Genomic DNA, 18,909 nt, shown 5'->3' with positions numbered 1-18,909 from the left:
AAAAAATTTACTTCGAACAAATTAGGTCAAATACAAAACAAACAACAATGGGTTACATGCCAATTATAGTCGCATTATTAGGGTTCACCCTTCTATTTTCGATTTACATATACAATCAAATAAAACCTAGAAAAGCTAACATTACCAAAACCATTGACAGAATGGAGGAGGTAAGCCGTGAAAGAAAACAGTTAATATTAGGTTACCACAACAGCAACGAGGTTTCACCATTGGCGGAAGTGGCCATGCAGTTGAAAAAGACATCAACTGATAGGTTTCAAAGCTTTAATAAAGAAGAGGCGTTGATTGATGAAATTAATTTGGCTGCCCCTCAAATATCGGACAAACCATTATCTACCCAAATTCAGCGATTGAATGAAGAGCAGAAGCAACTGTTACGTAAACTGAGAACCACTTCAGGAGAATACAATAGATTTATCGCTTCCCCGGCAAATAAAATGGTGGCCTCACTTTTCGGATTCAAGACTTTTTGATTCAATTTCAGACAATACATATTTTAACACGCCTTCGTTGTCAGTAGCTTCAAACCATTTGACTTGCTCATTTTTCTTAAACCAAGTCATTTGGCGTTTGGCATATCTTCTTGAATTCCTTTTGAGCAATCGGATGGCCTCTTCTTTATCGTATTCTCCGGCCAAATAGCCGAAAATTTCTTTATACCCCACTGTTTGAAGTGCATTAAGATTACGTTCTGTATAGAATTTTTCGGCCTCTTCAAACAGACCGTTTTCGATCATTTGATCCATTCTTAAATCAATTCGCTCATACAGCTTTTCTCGCTCCATTTCTAGCCCTACCATAATTACATGAAACGGTCGGTCTACTTTCTTACCTGTTCTAAAGCTACTAAAGGGCTTTCCCGTTGAGCGAACAACCTCTAAAGCTCGAATTACACGTTGTGGGTTTTTAAGGTCGGCATGTTTACAATACTCTGGGTCGGATTCCATTAATTCATTCACAAGCGATTGAAGCCCATTCGTATTGAGTTCGTGAGTTAGTTCATCTCTTAATTCAGAAGGTACTTGTGGTAAATCATCCAATCCATAACAAACTGCATCAACAAACAACCCTGAACCGCCCACCATAACAGCAGTTTTAATTGTGGAAAAAATATCGTCTAAAATTTTCAAAGCATCGTTTTCAAATTTTCTAACATCATAATGATCATGAATTGACAACGAGTTGATCAAATGGTGCTTTACAGTAGAAAGCTCTTCAGCGCTAGGCTTTGCGGTACCAATTTCTAATTCTCTATAAAACTGTCGTGAGTCAGCCGAAACAATTTCACTTTCAAGGTTTTTAGCCAAGATTATTGATTGCGCTGTTTTCCCTACAGCCGTGGGACCAACCACACAAATTAAAAAGTTAAACTTAATCACACCTCCTATTTGAATCGTCATAATTAATGAATAAACTTGCCAGACTTCGACCTAGACATCCCATTTTGAGCAGAAAAATACTCATCGTAGACGATAATGACATAAATCGTCAATACTTACGTTCCGTTTTATCGGACGAAGATACAGAATTGTTATCAGCTTCAAGCGGCCATATTGCCCTGAAATTTCTTGAAAATCACATTCCAGATGTTATACTTATGGATATTCAAATGCCGGAAATGGATGGCTTTGAATGCCTAAATCTTATTAAGGAAAGACACCCCGATTACCCTTCACTGATTTTTGCCGTCACTGGTTTTTCAGACGATTTTGGAAATACCTCATTCAAACAACTAGGTTTTGATGAACTATTTTTAAAACCGATAAAAGCCACCATTTTCAAGGATCAAATCGGAGAACTTCTTCAGAAATGGAGGGAAGAAAAATCTGCTTCAAATCAAGCTCTGAGGCTATCAGATGCAGAATTGATTGATATAAAAACGATTAAAGAGCTCGAAAAATATGCTTCTCAGAAAGAGCTATTAGAAATATATAAAGAATTTGAAACAGAGACGAACGAGGCCATAGAGCAGTTAAAATCTCACGTTGCATCAAATGATATTGACAAAATTTTAAGTATCTTGCATACCATCAAGGGAAATTCGGCATCTTTAGGACTGACTCCCATTGCCGAGTTTTCTGAAAAGGCAGAAATCGAAATAAAAAATCATAAAACAACAGATTTAGAAAATTATTTACGGCAATTACTTGCTTTATTCACCACTTTCGTAAGTAATTACGGAAGAATTCTAAACTTAAACTAAATGACTGAAGTGGATTATAAGAACGTACTCGTTGCGGAAGACAGCTCCGTAATTCAAAACCTTTTGAAAAAAATCCTGCTTTTCGAAAACTGCAAAATCACCTCTGCCAAAGATGGACAAAGCGTTTTGGATAAATATGAAAAAGGTGATTACGATCTGATTATAATGGACTTCAACCTTCCGGTATTAAGCGGGTTAGAGGCCACGAAAAAGATCAGATCCATTAAAAACAAAAAGGGAAAAGTGCCTATTATTGGTATCTCAGGAAATGCTAAAAACCTTCCTGAAAGCACTTTTTTCGAGGCCGGAATCAATGAGTATATGCAAAAACCATTGGATTACGATAAGCTCATCGAATTGGTAAAAAAATACACTGCTTCTGCTGAATGACTATTAGGTACACGAAACAATTTTTGAGCAAACTCGAAGATATATTCGCTGAATCTGACTACATATTACGTTATGAGAAAGGCAGTTTCAAATCAGGTTACTGCCTTTTGAATGACACCAAAATAGCAATCGTTAATAAATACTACACTACCGAAGGTAAAATCTCTTGCCTGATTGACATACTGAAGTCCGTTCAAATAGACAAATCTAAGCTCAACGAAAAGAACCGAAAGCTCTTAATGGAGTTGTCTCAAACTGAAATAGATCTGTGAAAGTTACTTTTTTAGGCACCGGAACCTCTCAAGGAATTCCCGTAATTGGATGCACCTGTGAGGTTTGTCGTTCGCTTGACTTTAGAGACAAAAGGCTTAGGACTTCCATCCATGTAGAAGTTGACGGATTAAGTATAATTTTTGACTCTGGCCCTGACTTTAGACAGCAAATCCTTAGGGAGCACATCACTCGATTAGACGCTCTTGTTTTTACACACGAACACAAAGACCACACGGCTGGCATGGACGACATTAGGTCATTCAACTTTCTTCAAAAAAAGGATATGCCTGTTTATGCCCGAAAAAATGTGGTAGAACAACTGAAAAGGGAGTTTGCTTATATCTTCAGTGAAAATAAGTACCCAGGTATTCCTAGGGTTGAAATTCAAGAAATCGACAACTCGCCTTTCTTTATAGAAAAAACAAAAATTACTCCTATTGAAGTATCCCATTTTCAGCTACCTGTTTTTGGGTTTAGAATTAAAGATTTTACCTACATAACAGACGCCAAAACGATCTCTGACAAAGAAAAGGATAAAATAAGGGGTTCAAAAACCTTAGTGATAAATGCACTTCAAATTGACGAACACCTTAGCCACATGACCCTGAATGAAGCCATTAGTTTAGCTAAAGAAATCAATGCAGACCACACTTATTTCACACATTTGAGTCATAGAATGGGTACTCATAAAAAAACAGAGAAACTTCTGCCAGAAAATATCGAAATAGCTTACGATGGGCTAAAAATCGAAATCTAGTGCACCTTAATTATTACGTTTTAAAAAGACTTTCAAAATCTCTAGAGCAATTACTTCTGGGAGCAGAGTTAGTTGAATCCTTTAGCCAAGAAAAAGACGAACTAATTCTAGGCTTTTTATTAAAAGACAAGAACAGTTTTTATCTCAGAGCCACGCTTCAGAGTGATTTCACAGCCCTATCTTTTCCTAAAAACTTTGCTCGAAGTAAACGAAACAGTGCTGACATTTTCCCTTTTTTGGTTCGATGTAAGGTTCAATCGATTCACCAATACGGAAATGAAAGGGCCTTTCACATTGGCTTTAAAAATGGCGCTGTGCTACTTTTCAAAATGCACGGAAATAGATCTAATATCATCTTAATTCCCAAAGGTCAAAACCCTCAGTTATTTAAAAAGAAGTTAATAGCAGACAAGTCGATTACCCTCTCTTCTTTAGAAAGACCGATCGACCGCTCAGAAGCTCTTTATTTGACCAAACCTGACTACAGCAAGTTCTACCCTACTTTCGGAAAACTAATCAAAGAGCACCTATTAACGGGCCGTTTCCACGAACTCACTGCTACCGAGCAGTGGAGCAAGTTATCAGAGTTGGTTCATAAACTAGAAACTAGCCCATTTTATATTACTGAAATCAACGGAAGACCGTCATTAAGTTTAATTGAATACGGCACAATAAAAGAGGTACTTTCAACCGACCCTGTAGAAGCACTAAATCGTTTTTATCAGGTTTTTCACACCGAGTATTTTTTTGAAAAAGAAAAAGGCAGTGCCATACAACTGCTCAATAAAAAAATCAGTCAAGCCAAGAGCTACATTCATAAAACACTACAGCAATTAGATAAGCTTGAATCAGCCACTGCACCTAATGAAATTGCGGACATTATTATGGCTAACCTCCATGCAATTCCCTCAGGAGAAACAACGATTAACCTATTCAACTTCTACACAAACGAGAATATTGACATTAAGCTTAACAGGTTACTTTCCCCACAAAAAAATGCTGAAAATTATTACCGTAAGTCGAAGAATAGAAAAATCGAAGTTGAAAAACTCACAGAAAACATTTTAAATAAAGAAGAACAGCTAATTAGTTTTCAAAACCAGAAAGAAGCAATTGAGAAAACCGAAAACCTCAAAGCCCTGAGGTTAATCATAAAAAGTAGCGACTTGGCTGGAAATAAGGGCAACCAAGAAGTTCATTTACCTTACAAAACCTTTTTGGTTCAGGGCTATCAGGTTTGGGTAGGAAAAAATGCAAAATCTAATGATGAGCTCACTTTGAAACACTCCTTCAAGGAAGACCTTTGGCTACATGCCAAAGATGTTCCTGGCTCTCATGTATTGATTAAACATCAGGCAGGTAAAAGCATTCCAACATCTGTTATTGAACGAGCTGCTGGATTTGCAGCATACTATTCAAAAAGAAAAACCGATACATTAGTACCGGTTATTTATACGCCTGTTAAACATGTGCGAAAAAAGAAAGGCACGGCTCCAGGGCAAGTATTTGTGGCTCAAGAAAAGGTAATAATGGTTCCTTCTCAAGGGCCACAAACAGAAGCTTAATCTGCAATATTAAGCTTTAACATATTGGTTCTACCTCTTTCTCGAATAGGCATACTCGCGGTGGTAATAAATACATCTCCCTTCTCTAAATGTCCGTTTGCCTTGAGAATATTTTCGTGATCTTTAAACGTTTGATCCGTAGACTCTTGGCTATCGTAGAAGTATCCTCTAACTCCCCAAACCAAAGCCAGCTTCGTCAACAAACTCTTTTTCGGAGTGAAAATGAAGATATGTGACTTGGGTCTATGTGAGGATAGTTTAAAAGCTGTATAACCTGACACTGTATTTCCCAAAACCGCAGTGGCTTCGATTCTTTCTGCCAAACGACAAGCTGACAACATAATGTTATCATTCATATAAGTATCGCTTGATTCTAAAGGCTCATAAAAATTACTGTAAATACTTTGAGCAGATGATTCCACCGAGGCAATAGTCTTTGCCATACTCTTAATAGTCTGTACTGGGTATTTACCAGCAGCAGTTTCTGCAGAAAGCATTAATGCATCAGCACCATCCAACACAGCATTCGCAACATCGTTTGTTTCGGCTCTAGTAGGACGTGGATTGTAAATCATGCTCTCCATCATTTGAGTTGCAATGATTACTGGTTTAGCAGCCAAATTGCACTTTTCAACAATCATTTTTTGAGCGATTGGCACTTCCTCCATAACGATTTCAACTCCCAAATCTCCACGAGCAACCATTAGCGCATCGGATTCAGCTATGATTTCATCTATATTTTGAAGCGCTTCTGGCTTTTCAATTTTAGCTATAATTCTACAATCCTTATCTGCCGCCTGAATTCTTGATCTTAAATCGCGAATATCATCAGCATGTCGAACGAAAGATAAAGCAATCCAGTCAACATCATTTTCAAGGCCAAATGCCAAGTCTTCAATATCTTTTGGAGTAAGAGAAGGGGCAGATACCTTTGTGAATGGAAGGTTAATTCCTTTTTTAGATTTCAGCATTCCACCGTATTTAACAACGCAGGTAACATCTGCACCATTAATCGATTTAACCGTAAGCTCTAGGTTACCATCATCAATCAGAATCATATCACCAATACTTACATCAGTAGATAGATTTTCGTAAACAGTAGAAACTTTTTTGCTATTCCCCACCATCTGTTCGGTGGTAATCACTATTTCTTGGCCAGCAGTAATTAATACTTCACCGCCTTCAATTTCACCTACCCTTATTTTAGGCCCTTGCAAATCTTGAAGTATAGAGCAATAGGTACCTAACTCATTATTAAGTTCTCTTATCCTCTCTATTATTTGAGACTTATTTGCATGATCTCCATGCGAAAAATTTAAGCGAAAAACATTTACCCCCGCATAGATCAATTCCTTTAGCATCTCTTTAGAGTCGCTTGCGGGACCTACCGTGGCCACAATTTTAGCTTTATTGATATTCTTATTATAACCCATGTTAAAATATTAAATTGTCCTTAGACTTTAATGTCGCAGCATCCATTAACACCGCGAATTGAACGAAAGGTATTTCTTTGATTTTTGAAATGAAAGTATTTAGGTCAAAACCAACAGATTCATTTTCTATCATAATGAAAAAGTCGAAATTCTTTAACTCAGGAATAATAAACGCATTATATTGCTCCTCTCCCTCAATCGCTCTATTCCTGATTAGTCTGAAAATCTGATACTCAGTTTGGTACAAATAGTTTGAGATTAACATCCCTCTATTTCCTGTAAAATCCAGTTTGATATTCTCATTTTTGACCAAATTCCACCCTAGGGTTTTGTTTAACATCCAAGCAAGTTTATACTCCTTAACACTGGCATTAATCGCTATCAGCTCAAAATCGATCTCATAAGAAATTTCAAGTTTATTTTTTGCCATAGATGCTAAAAAAACAGGTTTCTGAACACTCAAAGTACCTACGACAAGATTAAAAAATATGTTTGACATTATTGTTAATTTGCATTTCTTTGCAACACGTTTTAACTAAAATTTTCCAAAATGTCGGACATTGCATCAAAAGTAAAGGATATCATCATTGATAAACTAGGAGTAGAAGAATCAGAGGTGACTCCCGAAGCAAGCTTCACTAATGATCTTGGAGCAGATTCACTTGACACTGTTGAGTTAATCATGGAGTTCGAGAAAGAATTCAACATTTCAATTCCAGATGATCAAGCAGAGAACATTGGCACCGTAGGTGATGCCATCTCTTACCTGGAAGCTAACGTTAGCAATTAATAAGTATTACTTACTACTCTTATATGCAATTAAAGCGAGTTGTAGTAACAGGCCTTGGCGCACTAACACCTTTAGGGAACAATCTTGATACATATTGGGATAACCTAATTAAAGGTGTAAGTGGTGCTGGGCCTATCACCCGTTTCAATCCAGAAAAATTCAAAACTCAGTTTGCCTGCGAAGTAAAGGATTACGATCCTTTAAATTATTTCGACAGGAAGGAGGTTCGTAAGATGGATCTCTTTACTCAGTTCGCAATGGTTGCGGCTACTGAAGCTTTTGAAAATTCAGGCTTGGACTTAGCGTCTATTGACCTATCCAAAGCCGGAGTAATTTGGGGATCAGGAATTGGAGGACTTAAAACCTTTCAGGATGAAGTAATGTCATTCGCTCAAGGTGATGGTACCCCAAGGTTCAATCCTTTCTTTATTCCAAAAATGATTGCAGACATATCTGCGGGTATGATTTCAATCAAATACGGTTTTCGCGGCCCTAACTTTGTAACAGTTTCAGCTTGTGCATCAGCTACTAACGCCATGATTGACGCTATGACCTATATTAAATTAGGGAAAGCTAAAGTGATGATTACTGGTGGCTCAGAAGCATCTGTAACCGAAGCAGGAATGGGTGGATTTAACTCTATGAAAGCACTTTCTGAGAGAAATGACAGTCCGCAAACAGCATCAAGACCTTTTGACAAAGACAGAGATGGTTTTGTTTTGGGAGAAGGCGCTGGGGCTTTAATTCTTGAAGAATATGAGCATGCGAAAGCACGTGGAGCCAAAATCTATGCAGAAATTGTTGGTGGTGGAATGTCGGCTGATGCCTATCATATTACCGCACCACATCCTGAAGGCTTAGGGGCTACAAGTGTAATGATTAATGCGCTTGAAGACGCTCAAATGAAGCCTGAGGAAATTGATTATATCAATGTTCATGGAACATCTACTCCTTTGGGAGATATGAGTGAAGTGATTGCTATTGAAAAAGTATTTGGTGAGCATGCGTATAACCTGAACATCAGTTCTACCAAGTCGATGACAGGCCACCTTTTAGGAGCTGCTGGAGCTATTGAGGCGATTGCAGCAATAAAATCAATTGAACATCAAATTGTTCCTCCAACCATCAATCATTTTACTGATGATGACCAGTTCAATCCTAAGTTGAATTTCACATTCAATAAAGCTCAGGAAAGGACAATCAATGCCTGTTTGAGTAATACTTTCGGCTTTGGTGGTCACAATACATCAGTTGTATTTAGAAAACTGGATTGAAAGTGCGGTTGTGGTTAACCCAATTTAAAACCCTTTCAAAAGAAGATAAAAAGCTTATTGCCTCAATTAAAACAATTGTGGGCAGTAAGCCTTTTAATTTAAAGCCTTACAAAATTGCGACCCAGCACACATCTGTGGCCAAATCGGTAAAAGATGGAGTAAAAGAGTCGAACGAAAGGTTAGAGTACCTAGGCGATGCCGTTTTAGGGCTTGTAGTCGCTAATTACATCTTCAAAAAATACCCTTACAAAGACGAGGGTTTTCTTACAGAAATAAGATCTAGAATTGTAAGCAGAGACTCCTTAAACCTTCTCGCTCGAAAAATCGGAGTAAATCACATTGTTCAATTCGATACGAGAAGAAAAACCCCCAATTCACATAAATCTATATACGGCAATACACTAGAAGCTCTTATTGGTGCTGTCTATGTAGACCAAGGTTTTAATCGCTCTCAAAAATTTATCGTCAACAAACTCCTTATTCCCCATTTCGATATTGAGGAAATTATCAGCACCACAAAAAACTATAAGAGCAAACTCATAGAATGGTCGCAGAAGAATGGGAAAACCACTAGCTTTGAACTGCTTGAAACCAAGGAAAAAACCCACTTTAAAGAGTTTGTGATTCAAGTTTTAATTGATGACGAACCAATAGCCAAGGGGCATGGTTTAAGCAAAAAGAAAGCAGAGCAAGATGCAGCCCGTGAGGCATGCATTTCACTTGAAATTGAATAAATGGGAATTTATCGCATTGGTACTGCCACAGTAAACCAAACCCCTCTCGACTGGACGAACAATATTCTTCAACTCAAAAAGGCTTTAAATGAAGCCCGGAATGAAGGAATTGAAATTTTATGTCTTCCTGAGCTATCGGTAACCTCTTATGGGTGTGAAGACCTTTTTCTGAGCCATTGGCTTCCAGAAAAAGCCAAGTCCTTTCTTCCTGAACTTGTAGCGGAAACAAAGGATTTGTTTACCAGCTTCAATCTTCCACTTTATTTTACTGGTAAACTTTATAATTGCGCTGTAGTAGTTTACAACCAAGAAATTTTAGGCGTGTATGCCAAGCAGTATATGGCGCTAGACGGAGTGCACTACGAACCTAGATGGTTTACTCCATGGCCAATTGGGGAAGTTCTAGAAATTGAATTAGGAGGAAAAAATTATCCTATCGGAGACCTTACTTTCGATTATAAAGATTGGAAAATTGGCTTCGAAATATGTGAAGATGCTTGGAGGGGTGTTGTACGCCCTGCACACAGACTTTGTGAAAAAGAAGTAAACCTAATACTCAACCCAAGTGCGAGCCACTTTGCAATGGAGAAAACCTTGCAACGAATTGACTTGGTTAAGAAATCTTCAACAGACTTTAAGTGCACTTATGTGTATGCCAACCTTTTGGGAAACGAAGCTGGTAGAATGATTTTTGATGGGGAAATGATGATTGCCCAGAACGGAGAACTCATCTTAAGGAATGAATTGCTTTCTTTCAAGCCACATCAGGTCATTTGGGCAGATGTAAATTCAGAAGGAAACACGCAGCCACACAATGTTAGCCCGATTGACCCAAAGGAAATTGAGTTCCCTAAAGCCGCTGGTTTAGCATTGTTTGATTATTTAAGAAAAAGCCGAAGCAATGGCTATGCGTTATCAATAAGTGGTGGCGCTGACTCGGCTACTTGTGCAGTGTTAGTAGCCGAAATGGTAAAAAGAGCCATTGAAACTTTAGGAAAATCAGCGTTTCTGAAAAGCATTAACCGACTGGATTTAGAAGGAAAAAATCAAAAAGAAATCGTTGGTGAAATTTTCGCCACAGCCTACCAAGGATCGATTAACTCATCGGATGATACGTTAAATGCGGCTCAAGAACTTGCCAATTCCATAGGAGCTGCTTTCTATCATTGGACAATCGACAAGGCTGTTGAGAATTATACTTCGACCATAGAAACGGCCCTCCATAGAAAACTGGATTGGGAAACCGATGACATCACGCTTCAGAATATTCAGGCCCGCTCCAGGAGCCCTATTATATGGATGCTCTCCAATATTAAGAACAGAGTGCTACTTACTACTTCGAACCGAAGCGAGGGCAGTGTGGGTTACGCAACGATGGATGGAGACACCAGCGGTAGCCTAGCTCCTATATCAAGTGTAGACAAAGTCTTTATCAGAAAGTGGTTAGTTTATGCAGAAGAACAATTGGGCTATACTGGCTTAGCCAAGATTAACGCCTTAGCGCCAACAGCTGAACTAAGGCCAAAAGATCAGCATCAAACCGATGAGGATGATTTAATGCCTTACCCTATTTTGCTCGCCATTGAGCAATTGGCCATTCGAGATCATCAATCGCCCAAAGAGGTTTTCGAAAATCTAAAAAAGAAAGAGCTTGAAGATGAAAATCTTTTAAAAGATCATATTATCAAGTTTTACAAACTTTGGAGTAGAAACCAATGGAAAAGAGAACGACTTGCCCCTGCGTTTCACTTAGATGAATTCAATGTGGACCCGCGTACTTGGTGCCGATTCCCTATTTTATCAGCTGGTTTTATAGAAGAGTTGAAAGAATTGTAGGGGAAATGGAGCTTAAAGTTGACTTTGTACAACCATACGAATTCCCTGCGATTGTTGATGTTTGGGAAGCTTCAGTTAGGGCTACTCACCATTTTCTGAAAGAAGAAGATATTCTCTATTTCAAACCTTTGATTCTAAACGAGTATTTGAAAGCCGTTGATTTGCGCTGTGTTCGCGATAGCAATAAAAACATCATTGGTTTTCTGGGAGTAGCTGAACAAAACATTGAAATGCTTTTTATTCACCCAGACGCTCGTGGTAAAGGAATTGGGAAAATACTTGCCCAATATGCTATTAGAACACTTCATTCTTCTAAGGTAGATGTAAATGAAGACAACGAACAAGCCGTTGGATTCTACCAAAATATGGGTTTCAAAATCATTGACCGCTCTGAACTTGATGGCACAGGCAAGCCCTACCCCATTTTACACATGGAATTATAATTGCCATTATCCATTGTGGTGGGTTTAAGTGAATTCATTTAGCTTTAATGATGTTAACACGGAATGGCAATGAAACTTAACGAACTCAGTAAAATTTCCTCATCTTTTTCCAATACAGAGAAAATGCCTGTACTCTTTCTTGGGCATGGAAACCCAATGAATGCCATTGAAGAAAATGAGTTCGTGGAAGGCTTTAGGAAAGTAGCCACAGAAATCCCTAAACCTAATGCCATTCTCTGTATTTCAGCCCACTGGGAAACAAGCGGCACTTTTGTTACCGCCATGGGGTATCCTAAAACCATTCATGATTTTGGAGGCTTCCCAAAACAACTTTTTGAAGTGCAATACCCAGCCCCTGGAAGTCCAGCGCTGGCGGAAGAAACCAAAAGAATTGTTACAAAAACAGCCATTGGACTTGACCATGATTGGGGGCTCGACCATGGCGCTTGGAGTGTGATAAAACACCTATACCCCAACGCAGATGTGCCAGTGATTCAAATGAGTTTAGACTATAATCAGCCTCCTCAATACCACTATGACCTAGCGAAGCAGTTATCTGTACTAAGGCGAAAAGGTGTTCTGATTATTGGAAGCGGAAATATGGTTCATAATTTACGCTTAGTAGCTTGGAACCAAATTAATACCGTTGGCTATGCCCACGATTGGGCTTTGGAAGCCAAAGAAAAGATGAATGATTTTATTCTGAATGGTAACCACGATTCATTGATTAATTACAAGGCGAATGGACGAGCTTTTGAGCTTTCAATTCCAACTCCTGAGCATTATCTCCCTTTACTTTACACCTTGGCATTGAAAGGTAAAAATGAGCCTATATCACTGTTCAACGACAAGTCGATAGCTGGTTCTTTGACTATGACTTCAGTGAAAATTGGAGGATAAACCGGACTTCAGAACATCTATTCGTTACCAACCTCTTCCTCCTTTATCGCTTCTTCATTGTTCTTCTTGTCTTTCTTTTTCTCTTTAGGAGGTTTGGCTGCTTTGTCCTTCTTCTTAAACATACCAAAAACACCTTTCTTTTCAGTAGAAAGTGTATCTGCTGCAGCAGCGTCTTTCAAAGCTTTTTTATAAGCTACAGAATCTATTGGGTCTGGTAGAGGAGGAGGCTGAGGGAACAAATGACCGAACTTCTTATTGTAATTGAGCTGGTCAACATTATAGCCATTATAGCCTTCAGGAGTGGTTAAAATAGTTTCTGTAACCACCTTCTTTTTAGCCGCAGAATCTAAGGCCATCGTATCGTTTAGGGCTTGCACTTCCGTTTCAAGGGAATCTAGAATACCAATATGGATTAGCTCTGGCACTACAATGTCTAACTTGTAAAAGGGACGTTTCTTTAAAATTCGATCAAGGAGATATGGATTTTCTAAAACAGGTCTCTCGGGGCTAGACCAAATTCTGGCAATAAATGATGAGCGCTTTCGATTACTATACTCAAAGCCTTCCTTCTCCATAGAATACGCTCGTCCCTTTTGAACTCTAAATCCCTTACCTTCAGCAGCGGCATAAAAAGATTCATCCAATTCATCAGTTCTATCTTTTACAAAGCCATAAGGCATTTTTGGAATGGTATCGCCTTCAAAAACAGTAAATGGTGAAAACATCTGTTGGCGGTAATCATTGTCTAGAATTAGAGAAGTTTGATACGCAGGACATATTAACCTCTCTGTACATGAAAAGAGGACACTGCAAAGGCAGAGCAATATGATAGGTTTACAATTCATTAGTCCCTTAAAGGGTTTCCCAGATTTACTAATGTGCTGTTAGGCCTCAAACCTAACAATTTAATTTAATCCTTCAACAAAGAATCTACTCGGTCATTTTCCACGCTATAAATGACCAAAACATAGTTTTATACTTTAAGTTTACATAGTTAATGAAGCAATTCGATTATATAATAGCGGGAGGTGGAGCAGCGGGATTGACCCTCGCTTATTTGCTGTTGGCACACGAAAATAGTGAAAAAACCATACTTATTATCGATAAGGACGATAAATCGACAAATGATCGTACTTGGTGCTTCTGGGAAAAAGACGCAAATCTATTCGAAAACCTTGTTTGCAAACAGTGGAGCAAAGCTTCGTTTCATGGCCCCACTTTCAGTCAAACATTTGCCCTTTCGCCCTACTCATACAAAATGATAAGAGGTAAGGATTTCTATGATTTTATAAAATACGAGCTGAGCAAATTCAATAATCTTACTTGGCTTAAGGAAAGTATTATTGAAATTGACCCTCTAGGAATTGTGAAAACAAGCACCGAAATCTATTCGGGAAATATGATTTTCAACAGCATTACAGGGCTGAAAGACTTCAATATTCCATCCAAGCACGTACAGTTTTTACAGCATTTTAAAGGACGGTTTATACAAACTGACGAGCCTTACTTCGATGCCGAAGCAATGACCTACATGGATTTCAGAATAGATCAAAAAGGCGACTGCCGATTTGGTTATGTACTTCCATTTTCTCCCAATGAGGCCTTGGTAGAATACACCATTTTTAGTGAACAATTGCTTCAACCCGAAGCGTACGATTTAGGATTGGATGACTATCTCAACAATTTTCTAAAAATAGAGGATTACAAGGTTTTGGAAGAAGAGTTTGGTGTGATTCCGATGACTGACTTTCCTTTTCTAGCGAAGGATGGTAAAATTATCAACATTGGTATTAGTGGTGGTTTTGCAAAACCCTCCACTGGATATACTTTTTTGCGATCACAACACATCTTAAAGAAGATGGCGAGTAATCTAGCCAAGCAAAAAGATCCATTAGCAGATTTACCTCATCAGAAAAAGAGGTTCCAGAAATATGACAGTACATTGTTAAATGTATTGAAGAGTGGCCGACATTCTGGGGCTCAAATATTCTCTGACCTGTTTGAGAAAAACGGTGCGAAAGCCGTATTTAAATTTTTAGATGAGGAAACCAATCTAGCCGAAGAAATGAAAATAATGTCTTCTACCCCTATTTTGGCTTTTGGAAAAGCCTTCATAAAAACCTTCGGAAAGTAATTTTAAAGAGATTTTACCAAGGATAGAAAATTACACCAGAAGATGAATCTTTCGAAGCACCCGTTACAGAACTTAGGCAATTAATTTCTCCCTCACTTCTCAACACGCCCATAAAAGCAAAAACGATGGCTTCTTTAAAGTCGATTACTGAGGTTTCGGGAATTACTACTTCTATTGAATTGCCTAAATAATACTGAATCATTTCTATGAGAAATAAATTCTTAGCTCCTCCGCCCGTCACCAACATTTTGTTATTCATTGCTGCATAAGGCTTCAAGCTTTCACTAATCTGAAAAGCAATGTGATGCACCGCAGTATGCAATTGATCTTCAACATTCGCCTGCGAATCATCAATCATAGGCATCATTTCATCTCTGAACCATTCATAGCCCAACGACTTTGGGAATGGCTGCTGATAAAAGCCTAATGCATTTAGCGCATTCCATAACGGTTCAACCAATTTACCAGAACTCGCCATTTTGCCCTCATCATCAAAACACTTCCCTGTCGATTTCAATATATAGCTTAACAACATATTAGCAGGCGAAATATCGAAGGCTTTCCTCATTCCATTGATTCGGAAGGAAGCGTTAGAAATACCGCCCAAATTCAAGCAGAAATCATAATCAGAGAAAAGGAGTTCATCGCCTATGGGTACCAAAGGCGCACCTTGTCCTCCGAGTGTTACATCGAGCGTACGGAAGTCGCAAATCACTTTTTGACCAGCAGCATTGGCCAATGTCTGCCCTGCTCCTATTTGGTATGTGAGTTCTTTGTCTATTTGGTGAAAAACGGTATGTCCGTGGCTGGAAACAAAATCAACTTCTAACTGATTCTTGTTTATGAAAGTTTTAGCCTGCTCACCCATCCACTTGCCAAATTCATTGTTGAGCAGCAATAAATCTAAAGCAGAAAGCTCAATAGAACATTTAAGCTTCTCCTGAAAATCAGGGGAATATTCTATACAAGTGGATTTGTTCAATGAAAAGCACCACCGACCATCCTCTTTCCAAAAAGAACAGTACGCCATGTCCAGGCCATCCAATGATGTGCCCGACATCAAACCTAAAACATGGTAGGTTTCTTTCATCTCAGTATTTGAAATTAGCCAAACAGCGCACCTGCAATTGTTGCGGTCATCATGGTGGCCAAGGTTGCGGCCATTAATGCCTTAACTCCCAGCCTCGATAAATCTCCTTGACGATTTGGCGCTAAACCACCAATACCTCCAATTTGAATTGCGATGGATGAGAAGTTCGCAAAACCGCATAGCGCATAAGTGGCGATAATTATGGATTTCTCACTAAGATCACCAGCAGCCTTCATATCGGCCAAACTTAAATAAGCCACAAACTCGTTGATTACGGTTTTCTGACCAATCAAGCTTCCTACTTGCAGGGTTTCAGACCATTCTACCCCCATTATAAAGGCAAACACTCTAAAAACCTGACCCAATATGTACTCAAGACTAAAACCGCTAAACACGCCATTTGTGCTTGAAACCACATATGTATTTAAACCTGTCCAAGCACCAATTCCATCTACCAAAACCCAGTTAAGGGAATAGATTACTGCGATAAAAGCGAGCAGCATAGCAGCGATGTTCATCGCCAATTTCATTCCGTCTGATGCGCCACCAGCCAGGGCATCAATCACGTTAACACCAATCTGATCTTTATTCACCTTCAATCGCGAATCGATTTTTTCTGGCTCTAATTCTGGCAAGAATATTTTAGACATTACAATGGCCGCAGGGGCATTCATAATAGATGCACTCAAAAGATAGGTGGCAAACTTGGCTTGTTGGGCTGGATCTCCTCCTCCTAAAAAAGACACATAAGCTCCCAATACTGATCCAGCAATAGTAGCCATTCCGCCTGTCATTAAGCAGAGCAATTCAGAGTTGGTCATTTTACCGATAAAAGGCTTTACCAAAAGCGGAGCTTCGGTTTGACCTAGAAAGATATTTCCGGCAGCAGACATTGATTCAGCACCTGACAAACGCATAGTTTTGGCCATGATCCATGCAAAACCATAAACGATTTTTTGAAGGATTCCCAAGTAATATAGACCTGCTGTAACCGCAGAAAAGAAAATTACTGTGGGTAAAGCTTGAAAAACAAAGAGAAAACCCAAACTGTGATTTACGCCTTCTGTAGCACTGCTATTTTTTGCCAAATCACCATACAAAAATTCAGCACCATTAAGCGAAAAGCCCAAAAAAGTAACAAAAGCTTGACTCACTTTATCGAATGCCAATTGAATAAAGCCTACTTCTGAAATAAGCAGTGCAATTACTAATTGTATAACGACTCCAACCCCTACTAATCTCCAATCAACCTTCTTTCTTCTGCTTGATAGTAAATAGGCGATTCCGATTAACACTATCAATCCAATTATTCCTCTTACAATGGCCATGATTAACTGCTCACATGTGAATTTCTGATATTAAAAAAGTGACTTAAAAACCACTCCATTGTGACCTCGAAAGAATTACTCAAGAGATCAGCCTGTTAAAGTTAACAGAACTTATTAAACACAATAAAGCCCTTCCGATTTTATTCAGAAAGGCTTTATATATTTTACTAGCTTCTTCTATTCATTTCATCCCTAATCTTAGCCGCCTTTTCGTAATCTTCATTACCCAAGGCTTCATCCAGCATTTGCTGAAGCTTATCTAAGGTGAAATCTTGCAATCGATCTCCTTTTGGCTTTTCTACAACTGGAGCGTCTTCCATGTCCTCGGCTACTTCTTCCTCATCAGTAAGTATGATTCCGGCTTCTGAAAGCACAGTTTCATAAGTATAGAAAGGAACATCGAATCGGATTCCGATAGCAATGGCATCAGAGGGTCTTGCATCAATATCGATGGTTTTGATACCATCGGTACAAACGATTTTAGCAAAAAAGACGCCTTCTTTTAAATCGGATATGATTATATGTTCGACACTAAAGCCAAAACCATTAGCGAATGATTTAAATAAATCATGCGTCATTGGGCGGTTAGGAACAATCTTTTCAATTTCCAGCGCAATGGCTTGGGCCTCGAACATCCCGATAATAATGGGCAATCTTCTTTCGCCTTCCACTTCACCGAGCACAAGTGCGAAAGAACCAGAAGTTTGCGACTGACTGGAGGAAAGACCCAGGATTTCGATTTGTATTTTTTTCAAAATAGTAGAAAACTAGGCTAAAGCTTTTTTAAGGGCTTCGTTCAACTTAGGCAATACTTCAAAAGCATCACCAACAATACCATAATCAGCAGCTTTGAAAAATGGTGCTTCTTCATCTTTGTTGATTACAACAATGTATTTTGAAGAGTTAACACCAGCCAAATGCTGAATAGCGCCAGAAATACCTACCGCGATATACAGTGAAGGGCTCACTTTTACACCTGTTTGACCAACGTGCTCATGGTGAGGTCTCCAGTCCATATCCGAAACTGGTTTTGAGCAGCCTGTAGCTGCGCCAAGCGTTTTCGCTAAGTCTTCAATAATTCCCCAGTTTTCAGGGCCTTTTAATCCTCGACCACCAGATACTACGATATCTGCTTCAGGTAACAATACATCACCCTCTGCTTTTTCGGAAGAAGTGATTTTTGCACCGAATAACGCATCATCTAGTGCCACATCAAAAGCCTCTACTGAAGCTGCTGCTCCGTCTGTTTTTAGCTCAATGGCATTTTTCTTTATGGCCAATATTTTCTTGTCGGTAGTTAAAGTAGTGTTTACAAAAGCTTTACCTGTGTAAATGCTTTGCTTCACTACAAAACCGCTATCCGTTGTTGGTAATTCCGATACATTCGAAGCCAAAGCGACTCCTAATTTTACTGAAACTCTACCTACTACTGCGTCTGCTAATGATGATTTTGCGGTTACCAATACTTCGGCACCAGTACTTTCAAATGCTTTGGCAATTACTTCTGTATAAGGCTGAATCAAACCCGCATTAAGTTTTTCATCAGCAGCATGTAATACCTTAGTGGCACCATTTACTCCGGCTGAAGCCAATTCTTCGTTCGATACCGAACCTAAAGCAATGGCGGTTACTTCCCCAATCGCAGCTCCATATGAAATGGCCTCTCTTGAGGATTTCTTAATTTTTCCGTCTTCTGTTTCTATAAATACTAAAACTGACATGTTATTTGCGTTTGGAG

General features: G+C 38.9%; 21 protein-coding genes. 13 read left to right on the top strand and 8 right to left on the bottom strand.

Going from position 1 to position 18,909, the window contains the following annotated elements; all coding sequences use genetic code 11:
* The first annotated feature begins 56 nt into the window (after positions 1 to 56).
* Complete coding sequence (locus tag OB69_RS07085; protein ID WP_157608504.1) at positions 57 to 494, top strand: hypothetical protein; 438 nt, start codon at positions 57 to 59, stop codon at positions 492 to 494.
* On the opposite strand, the gene miaA is transcribed toward OB69_RS07085, so the two are convergent.
* Positions 468 to 1,421: a tRNA (adenosine(37)-N6)-dimethylallyltransferase MiaA gene (miaA, locus tag OB69_RS07080; RefSeq protein ID WP_053223011.1), complete on the bottom strand. Its 954-nt coding sequence runs from the start codon at positions 1,419 to 1,421 to the stop codon at positions 468 to 470. The two genes, OB69_RS07085 and miaA, sit on opposite strands and share 27 nt — an antisense overlap.
* Before the next feature lie 5 nt (positions 1,422 to 1,426).
* Here miaA and OB69_RS07075 point away from each other — a divergent pair, with 5 nt between their 5' ends.
* The 5 genes from OB69_RS07075 to OB69_RS07055 are packed head-to-tail and all read left to right on the top strand — an operon-like array spanning position 1,427 to position 5,209.
* On the top strand, positions 1,427 to 2,224 hold the full coding sequence (locus OB69_RS07075; RefSeq protein WP_053223010.1) for an Hpt domain-containing response regulator: 798 nt from the start codon (positions 1,427 to 1,429) through the stop codon (positions 2,222 to 2,224).
* Complete coding sequence (locus tag OB69_RS07070) at positions 2,225 to 2,614, top strand: response regulator (RefSeq protein ID WP_053223009.1); 390 nt, start codon at positions 2,225 to 2,227, stop codon at positions 2,612 to 2,614.
* Positions 2,611 to 2,886: a hypothetical protein gene (locus OB69_RS07065; RefSeq protein ID WP_053223008.1), complete on the top strand. Its 276-nt coding sequence runs from the start codon at positions 2,611 to 2,613 to the stop codon at positions 2,884 to 2,886. The genes OB69_RS07070 and OB69_RS07065 overlap by 4 nt, the downstream gene beginning before the upstream one ends.
* Positions 2,883 to 3,644, top strand: coding sequence for an MBL fold metallo-hydrolase (locus tag OB69_RS07060; protein ID WP_053223007.1), 762 nt, complete (start codon positions 2,883 to 2,885; stop codon positions 3,642 to 3,644). The genes OB69_RS07065 and OB69_RS07060 overlap by 4 nt, the downstream gene beginning before the upstream one ends.
* Complete coding sequence (locus tag OB69_RS07055) at positions 3,644 to 5,209, top strand: NFACT RNA binding domain-containing protein (protein ID WP_053223006.1); 1,566 nt, start codon at positions 3,644 to 3,646, stop codon at positions 5,207 to 5,209. The genes OB69_RS07060 and OB69_RS07055 overlap by 1 nt, the downstream gene beginning before the upstream one ends.
* Here OB69_RS07055 and pyk read toward each other — a convergent pair.
* Both pyk and OB69_RS07045 read right to left on the bottom strand, forming a co-directional pair.
* Positions 5,206 to 6,642, bottom strand: coding sequence for a pyruvate kinase (gene pyk / locus OB69_RS07050; RefSeq protein WP_053223005.1), 1,437 nt, complete (start codon positions 6,640 to 6,642; stop codon positions 5,206 to 5,208). The genes OB69_RS07055 and pyk overlap by 4 nt on opposite strands.
* Before the next feature lies 1 nt (position 6,643).
* Complete coding sequence (locus OB69_RS07045; protein WP_053223004.1) at positions 6,644 to 7,141, bottom strand: IPExxxVDY family protein; 498 nt, start codon at positions 7,139 to 7,141, stop codon at positions 6,644 to 6,646.
* A gap of 51 nt (positions 7,142 to 7,192) precedes the next feature.
* Here OB69_RS07045 and OB69_RS07040 point away from each other — a divergent pair, with 51 nt between their 5' ends.
* The 6 genes from OB69_RS07040 to ygiD all read left to right on the top strand — a co-directional run bounded on the left by OB69_RS07040 (position 7,193) and on the right by ygiD (position 12,619).
* Positions 7,193 to 7,432, top strand: coding sequence for an acyl carrier protein (locus OB69_RS07040; RefSeq protein WP_053223003.1), 240 nt, complete (start codon positions 7,193 to 7,195; stop codon positions 7,430 to 7,432).
* Positions 7,433 to 7,455: 23 nt separating this feature from the next.
* A complete protein-coding gene (fabF, locus tag OB69_RS07035) occupies positions 7,456 to 8,706 on the top strand; it encodes a beta-ketoacyl-ACP synthase II (RefSeq protein ID WP_053223002.1) in 1,251 nt (416 codons plus the stop codon).
* Positions 8,707 to 8,708: 2 nt separating this feature from the next.
* Entirely contained in the window at positions 8,709 to 9,440 is a 732-nt protein-coding gene (gene rnc / locus OB69_RS07030) for a ribonuclease III (RefSeq protein WP_245620790.1), read from the top strand.
* On the top strand, positions 9,441 to 11,276 hold the full coding sequence (gene nadE, locus OB69_RS07025; protein ID WP_053223000.1) for an NAD(+) synthase: 1,836 nt from the start codon (positions 9,441 to 9,443) through the stop codon (positions 11,274 to 11,276).
* A gap of 5 nt (positions 11,277 to 11,281) precedes the next feature.
* Complete coding sequence (locus OB69_RS07020) at positions 11,282 to 11,719, top strand: GNAT family N-acetyltransferase (RefSeq protein ID WP_053222999.1); 438 nt, start codon at positions 11,282 to 11,284, stop codon at positions 11,717 to 11,719.
* Between the two features lie 69 nt (positions 11,720 to 11,788).
* A complete protein-coding gene (ygiD, locus tag OB69_RS07015; RefSeq protein WP_053223300.1) occupies positions 11,789 to 12,619 on the top strand; it encodes a 4,5-DOPA-extradiol-dioxygenase in 831 nt (276 codons plus the stop codon).
* Positions 12,620 to 12,636: 17 nt separating this feature from the next.
* On the opposite strand, the gene OB69_RS07010 is transcribed toward ygiD, so the two are convergent.
* The gene (locus OB69_RS07010; protein ID WP_053222998.1) at positions 12,637 to 13,344 is read right to left on the bottom strand and encodes a hypothetical protein; all 708 of its coding nucleotides are present in this window, start codon (positions 13,342 to 13,344) and stop codon (positions 12,637 to 12,639) included.
* A gap of 272 nt (positions 13,345 to 13,616) precedes the next feature.
* Here OB69_RS07010 and OB69_RS07005 point away from each other — a divergent pair, with 272 nt between their 5' ends.
* Positions 13,617 to 14,753 (top strand): lycopene cyclase family protein, encoded by a 1,137-nt coding sequence (locus tag OB69_RS07005; RefSeq protein ID WP_053222997.1) that lies wholly within the window; start codon positions 13,617 to 13,619, stop codon positions 14,751 to 14,753.
* Positions 14,754 to 14,766: 13 nt separating this feature from the next.
* Here the strand turns inward: OB69_RS07005 and OB69_RS07000 are convergent, their stop codons facing one another.
* The 4 genes from OB69_RS07000 to OB69_RS06985 all read right to left on the bottom strand — a co-directional run bounded on the left by OB69_RS07000 (position 14,767) and on the right by OB69_RS06985 (position 18,892).
* On the bottom strand, positions 14,767 to 15,843 hold the full coding sequence (locus OB69_RS07000; protein WP_053222996.1) for an anhydro-N-acetylmuramic acid kinase: 1,077 nt from the start codon (positions 15,841 to 15,843) through the stop codon (positions 14,767 to 14,769).
* 14 nt (positions 15,844 to 15,857) lie between these two features.
* Positions 15,858 to 17,171: a NupC/NupG family nucleoside CNT transporter gene (locus OB69_RS06995; RefSeq protein WP_053222995.1), complete on the bottom strand. Its 1,314-nt coding sequence runs from the start codon at positions 17,169 to 17,171 to the stop codon at positions 15,858 to 15,860.
* 167 nt (positions 17,172 to 17,338) lie between these two features.
* A complete protein-coding gene (locus OB69_RS06990) occupies positions 17,339 to 17,926 on the bottom strand; it encodes a bifunctional nuclease family protein (RefSeq protein ID WP_053222994.1) in 588 nt (195 codons plus the stop codon).
* 12 nt (positions 17,927 to 17,938) lie between these two features.
* Positions 17,939 to 18,892 (bottom strand): electron transfer flavoprotein subunit alpha/FixB family protein, encoded by a 954-nt coding sequence (locus OB69_RS06985; RefSeq protein ID WP_053222993.1) that lies wholly within the window; start codon positions 18,890 to 18,892, stop codon positions 17,939 to 17,941.
* Between the last annotated feature and the right edge of the window lie 17 nt (positions 18,893 to 18,909).

The sequence above is a fragment of the Roseivirga seohaensis subsp. aquiponti genome (assembly GCF_001267955.1).
GTDB lineage: Bacteria > Bacteroidota > Bacteroidia > Cytophagales > Cyclobacteriaceae > Roseivirga > Roseivirga seohaensis.
This window is presented reverse-complemented; position numbering and strand designations above follow the sequence as displayed.

What these genes read in the sequence shown, in the direction of transcription:
- OB69_RS07020 (WP_053222999.1), top strand. Translation starts at nt 11,282, where the DNA reads ATGGAGCTTAAAGTTGACTTTGTACAACCATACGAATTCCCTGCGATT.
- OB69_RS07075 (WP_053223010.1), top strand. Translation starts at nt 1,427, where the DNA reads ATGAATAAACTTGCCAGACTTCGACCTAGACATCCCATTTTGAGCAGA.
- nadE (WP_053223000.1), top strand. Translation starts at nt 9,441, where the DNA reads ATGGGAATTTATCGCATTGGTACTGCCACAGTAAACCAAACCCCTCTC.
- OB69_RS07040 (WP_053223003.1), top strand. Translation starts at nt 7,193, where the DNA reads ATGTCGGACATTGCATCAAAAGTAAAGGATATCATCATTGATAAACTA.
- OB69_RS06985 (WP_053222993.1), bottom strand. Translation starts at nt 18,892, where the DNA reads ATGTCAGTTTTAGTATTTATAGAAACAGAAGACGGAAAAATTAAGAAA.
- OB69_RS07045 (WP_053223004.1), bottom strand. Translation starts at nt 7,141, where the DNA reads ATGTCAAACATATTTTTTAATCTTGTCGTAGGTACTTTGAGTGTTCAG.
- pyk (WP_053223005.1), bottom strand. Translation starts at nt 6,642, where the DNA reads ATGGGTTATAATAAGAATATCAATAAAGCTAAAATTGTGGCCACGGTA.
- miaA (WP_053223011.1), bottom strand. Translation starts at nt 1,421, where the DNA reads ATGACGATTCAAATAGGAGGTGTGATTAAGTTTAACTTTTTAATTTGT.
- ygiD (WP_053223300.1), top strand. Translation starts at nt 11,789, where the DNA reads ATGAAACTTAACGAACTCAGTAAAATTTCCTCATCTTTTTCCAATACA.
- OB69_RS07070 (WP_053223009.1), top strand. Translation starts at nt 2,225, where the DNA reads ATGACTGAAGTGGATTATAAGAACGTACTCGTTGCGGAAGACAGCTCC.
- OB69_RS07065 (WP_053223008.1), top strand. Translation starts at nt 2,611, where the DNA reads ATGACTATTAGGTACACGAAACAATTTTTGAGCAAACTCGAAGATATA.
- OB69_RS07000 (WP_053222996.1), bottom strand. Translation starts at nt 15,843, where the DNA reads ATGAAAGAAACCTACCATGTTTTAGGTTTGATGTCGGGCACATCATTG.
- fabF (WP_053223002.1), top strand. Translation starts at nt 7,456, where the DNA reads ATGCAATTAAAGCGAGTTGTAGTAACAGGCCTTGGCGCACTAACACCT.
- OB69_RS06995 (WP_053222995.1), bottom strand. Translation starts at nt 17,171, where the DNA reads ATGGCCATTGTAAGAGGAATAATTGGATTGATAGTGTTAATCGGAATC.
- OB69_RS07010 (WP_053222998.1), bottom strand. Translation starts at nt 13,344, where the DNA reads ATGTTTTCACCATTTACTGTTTTTGAAGGCGATACCATTCCAAAAATG.
- OB69_RS07005 (WP_053222997.1), top strand. Translation starts at nt 13,617, where the DNA reads ATGAAGCAATTCGATTATATAATAGCGGGAGGTGGAGCAGCGGGATTG.
- OB69_RS07085 (WP_157608504.1), top strand. Translation starts at nt 57, where the DNA reads ATGCCAATTATAGTCGCATTATTAGGGTTCACCCTTCTATTTTCGATT.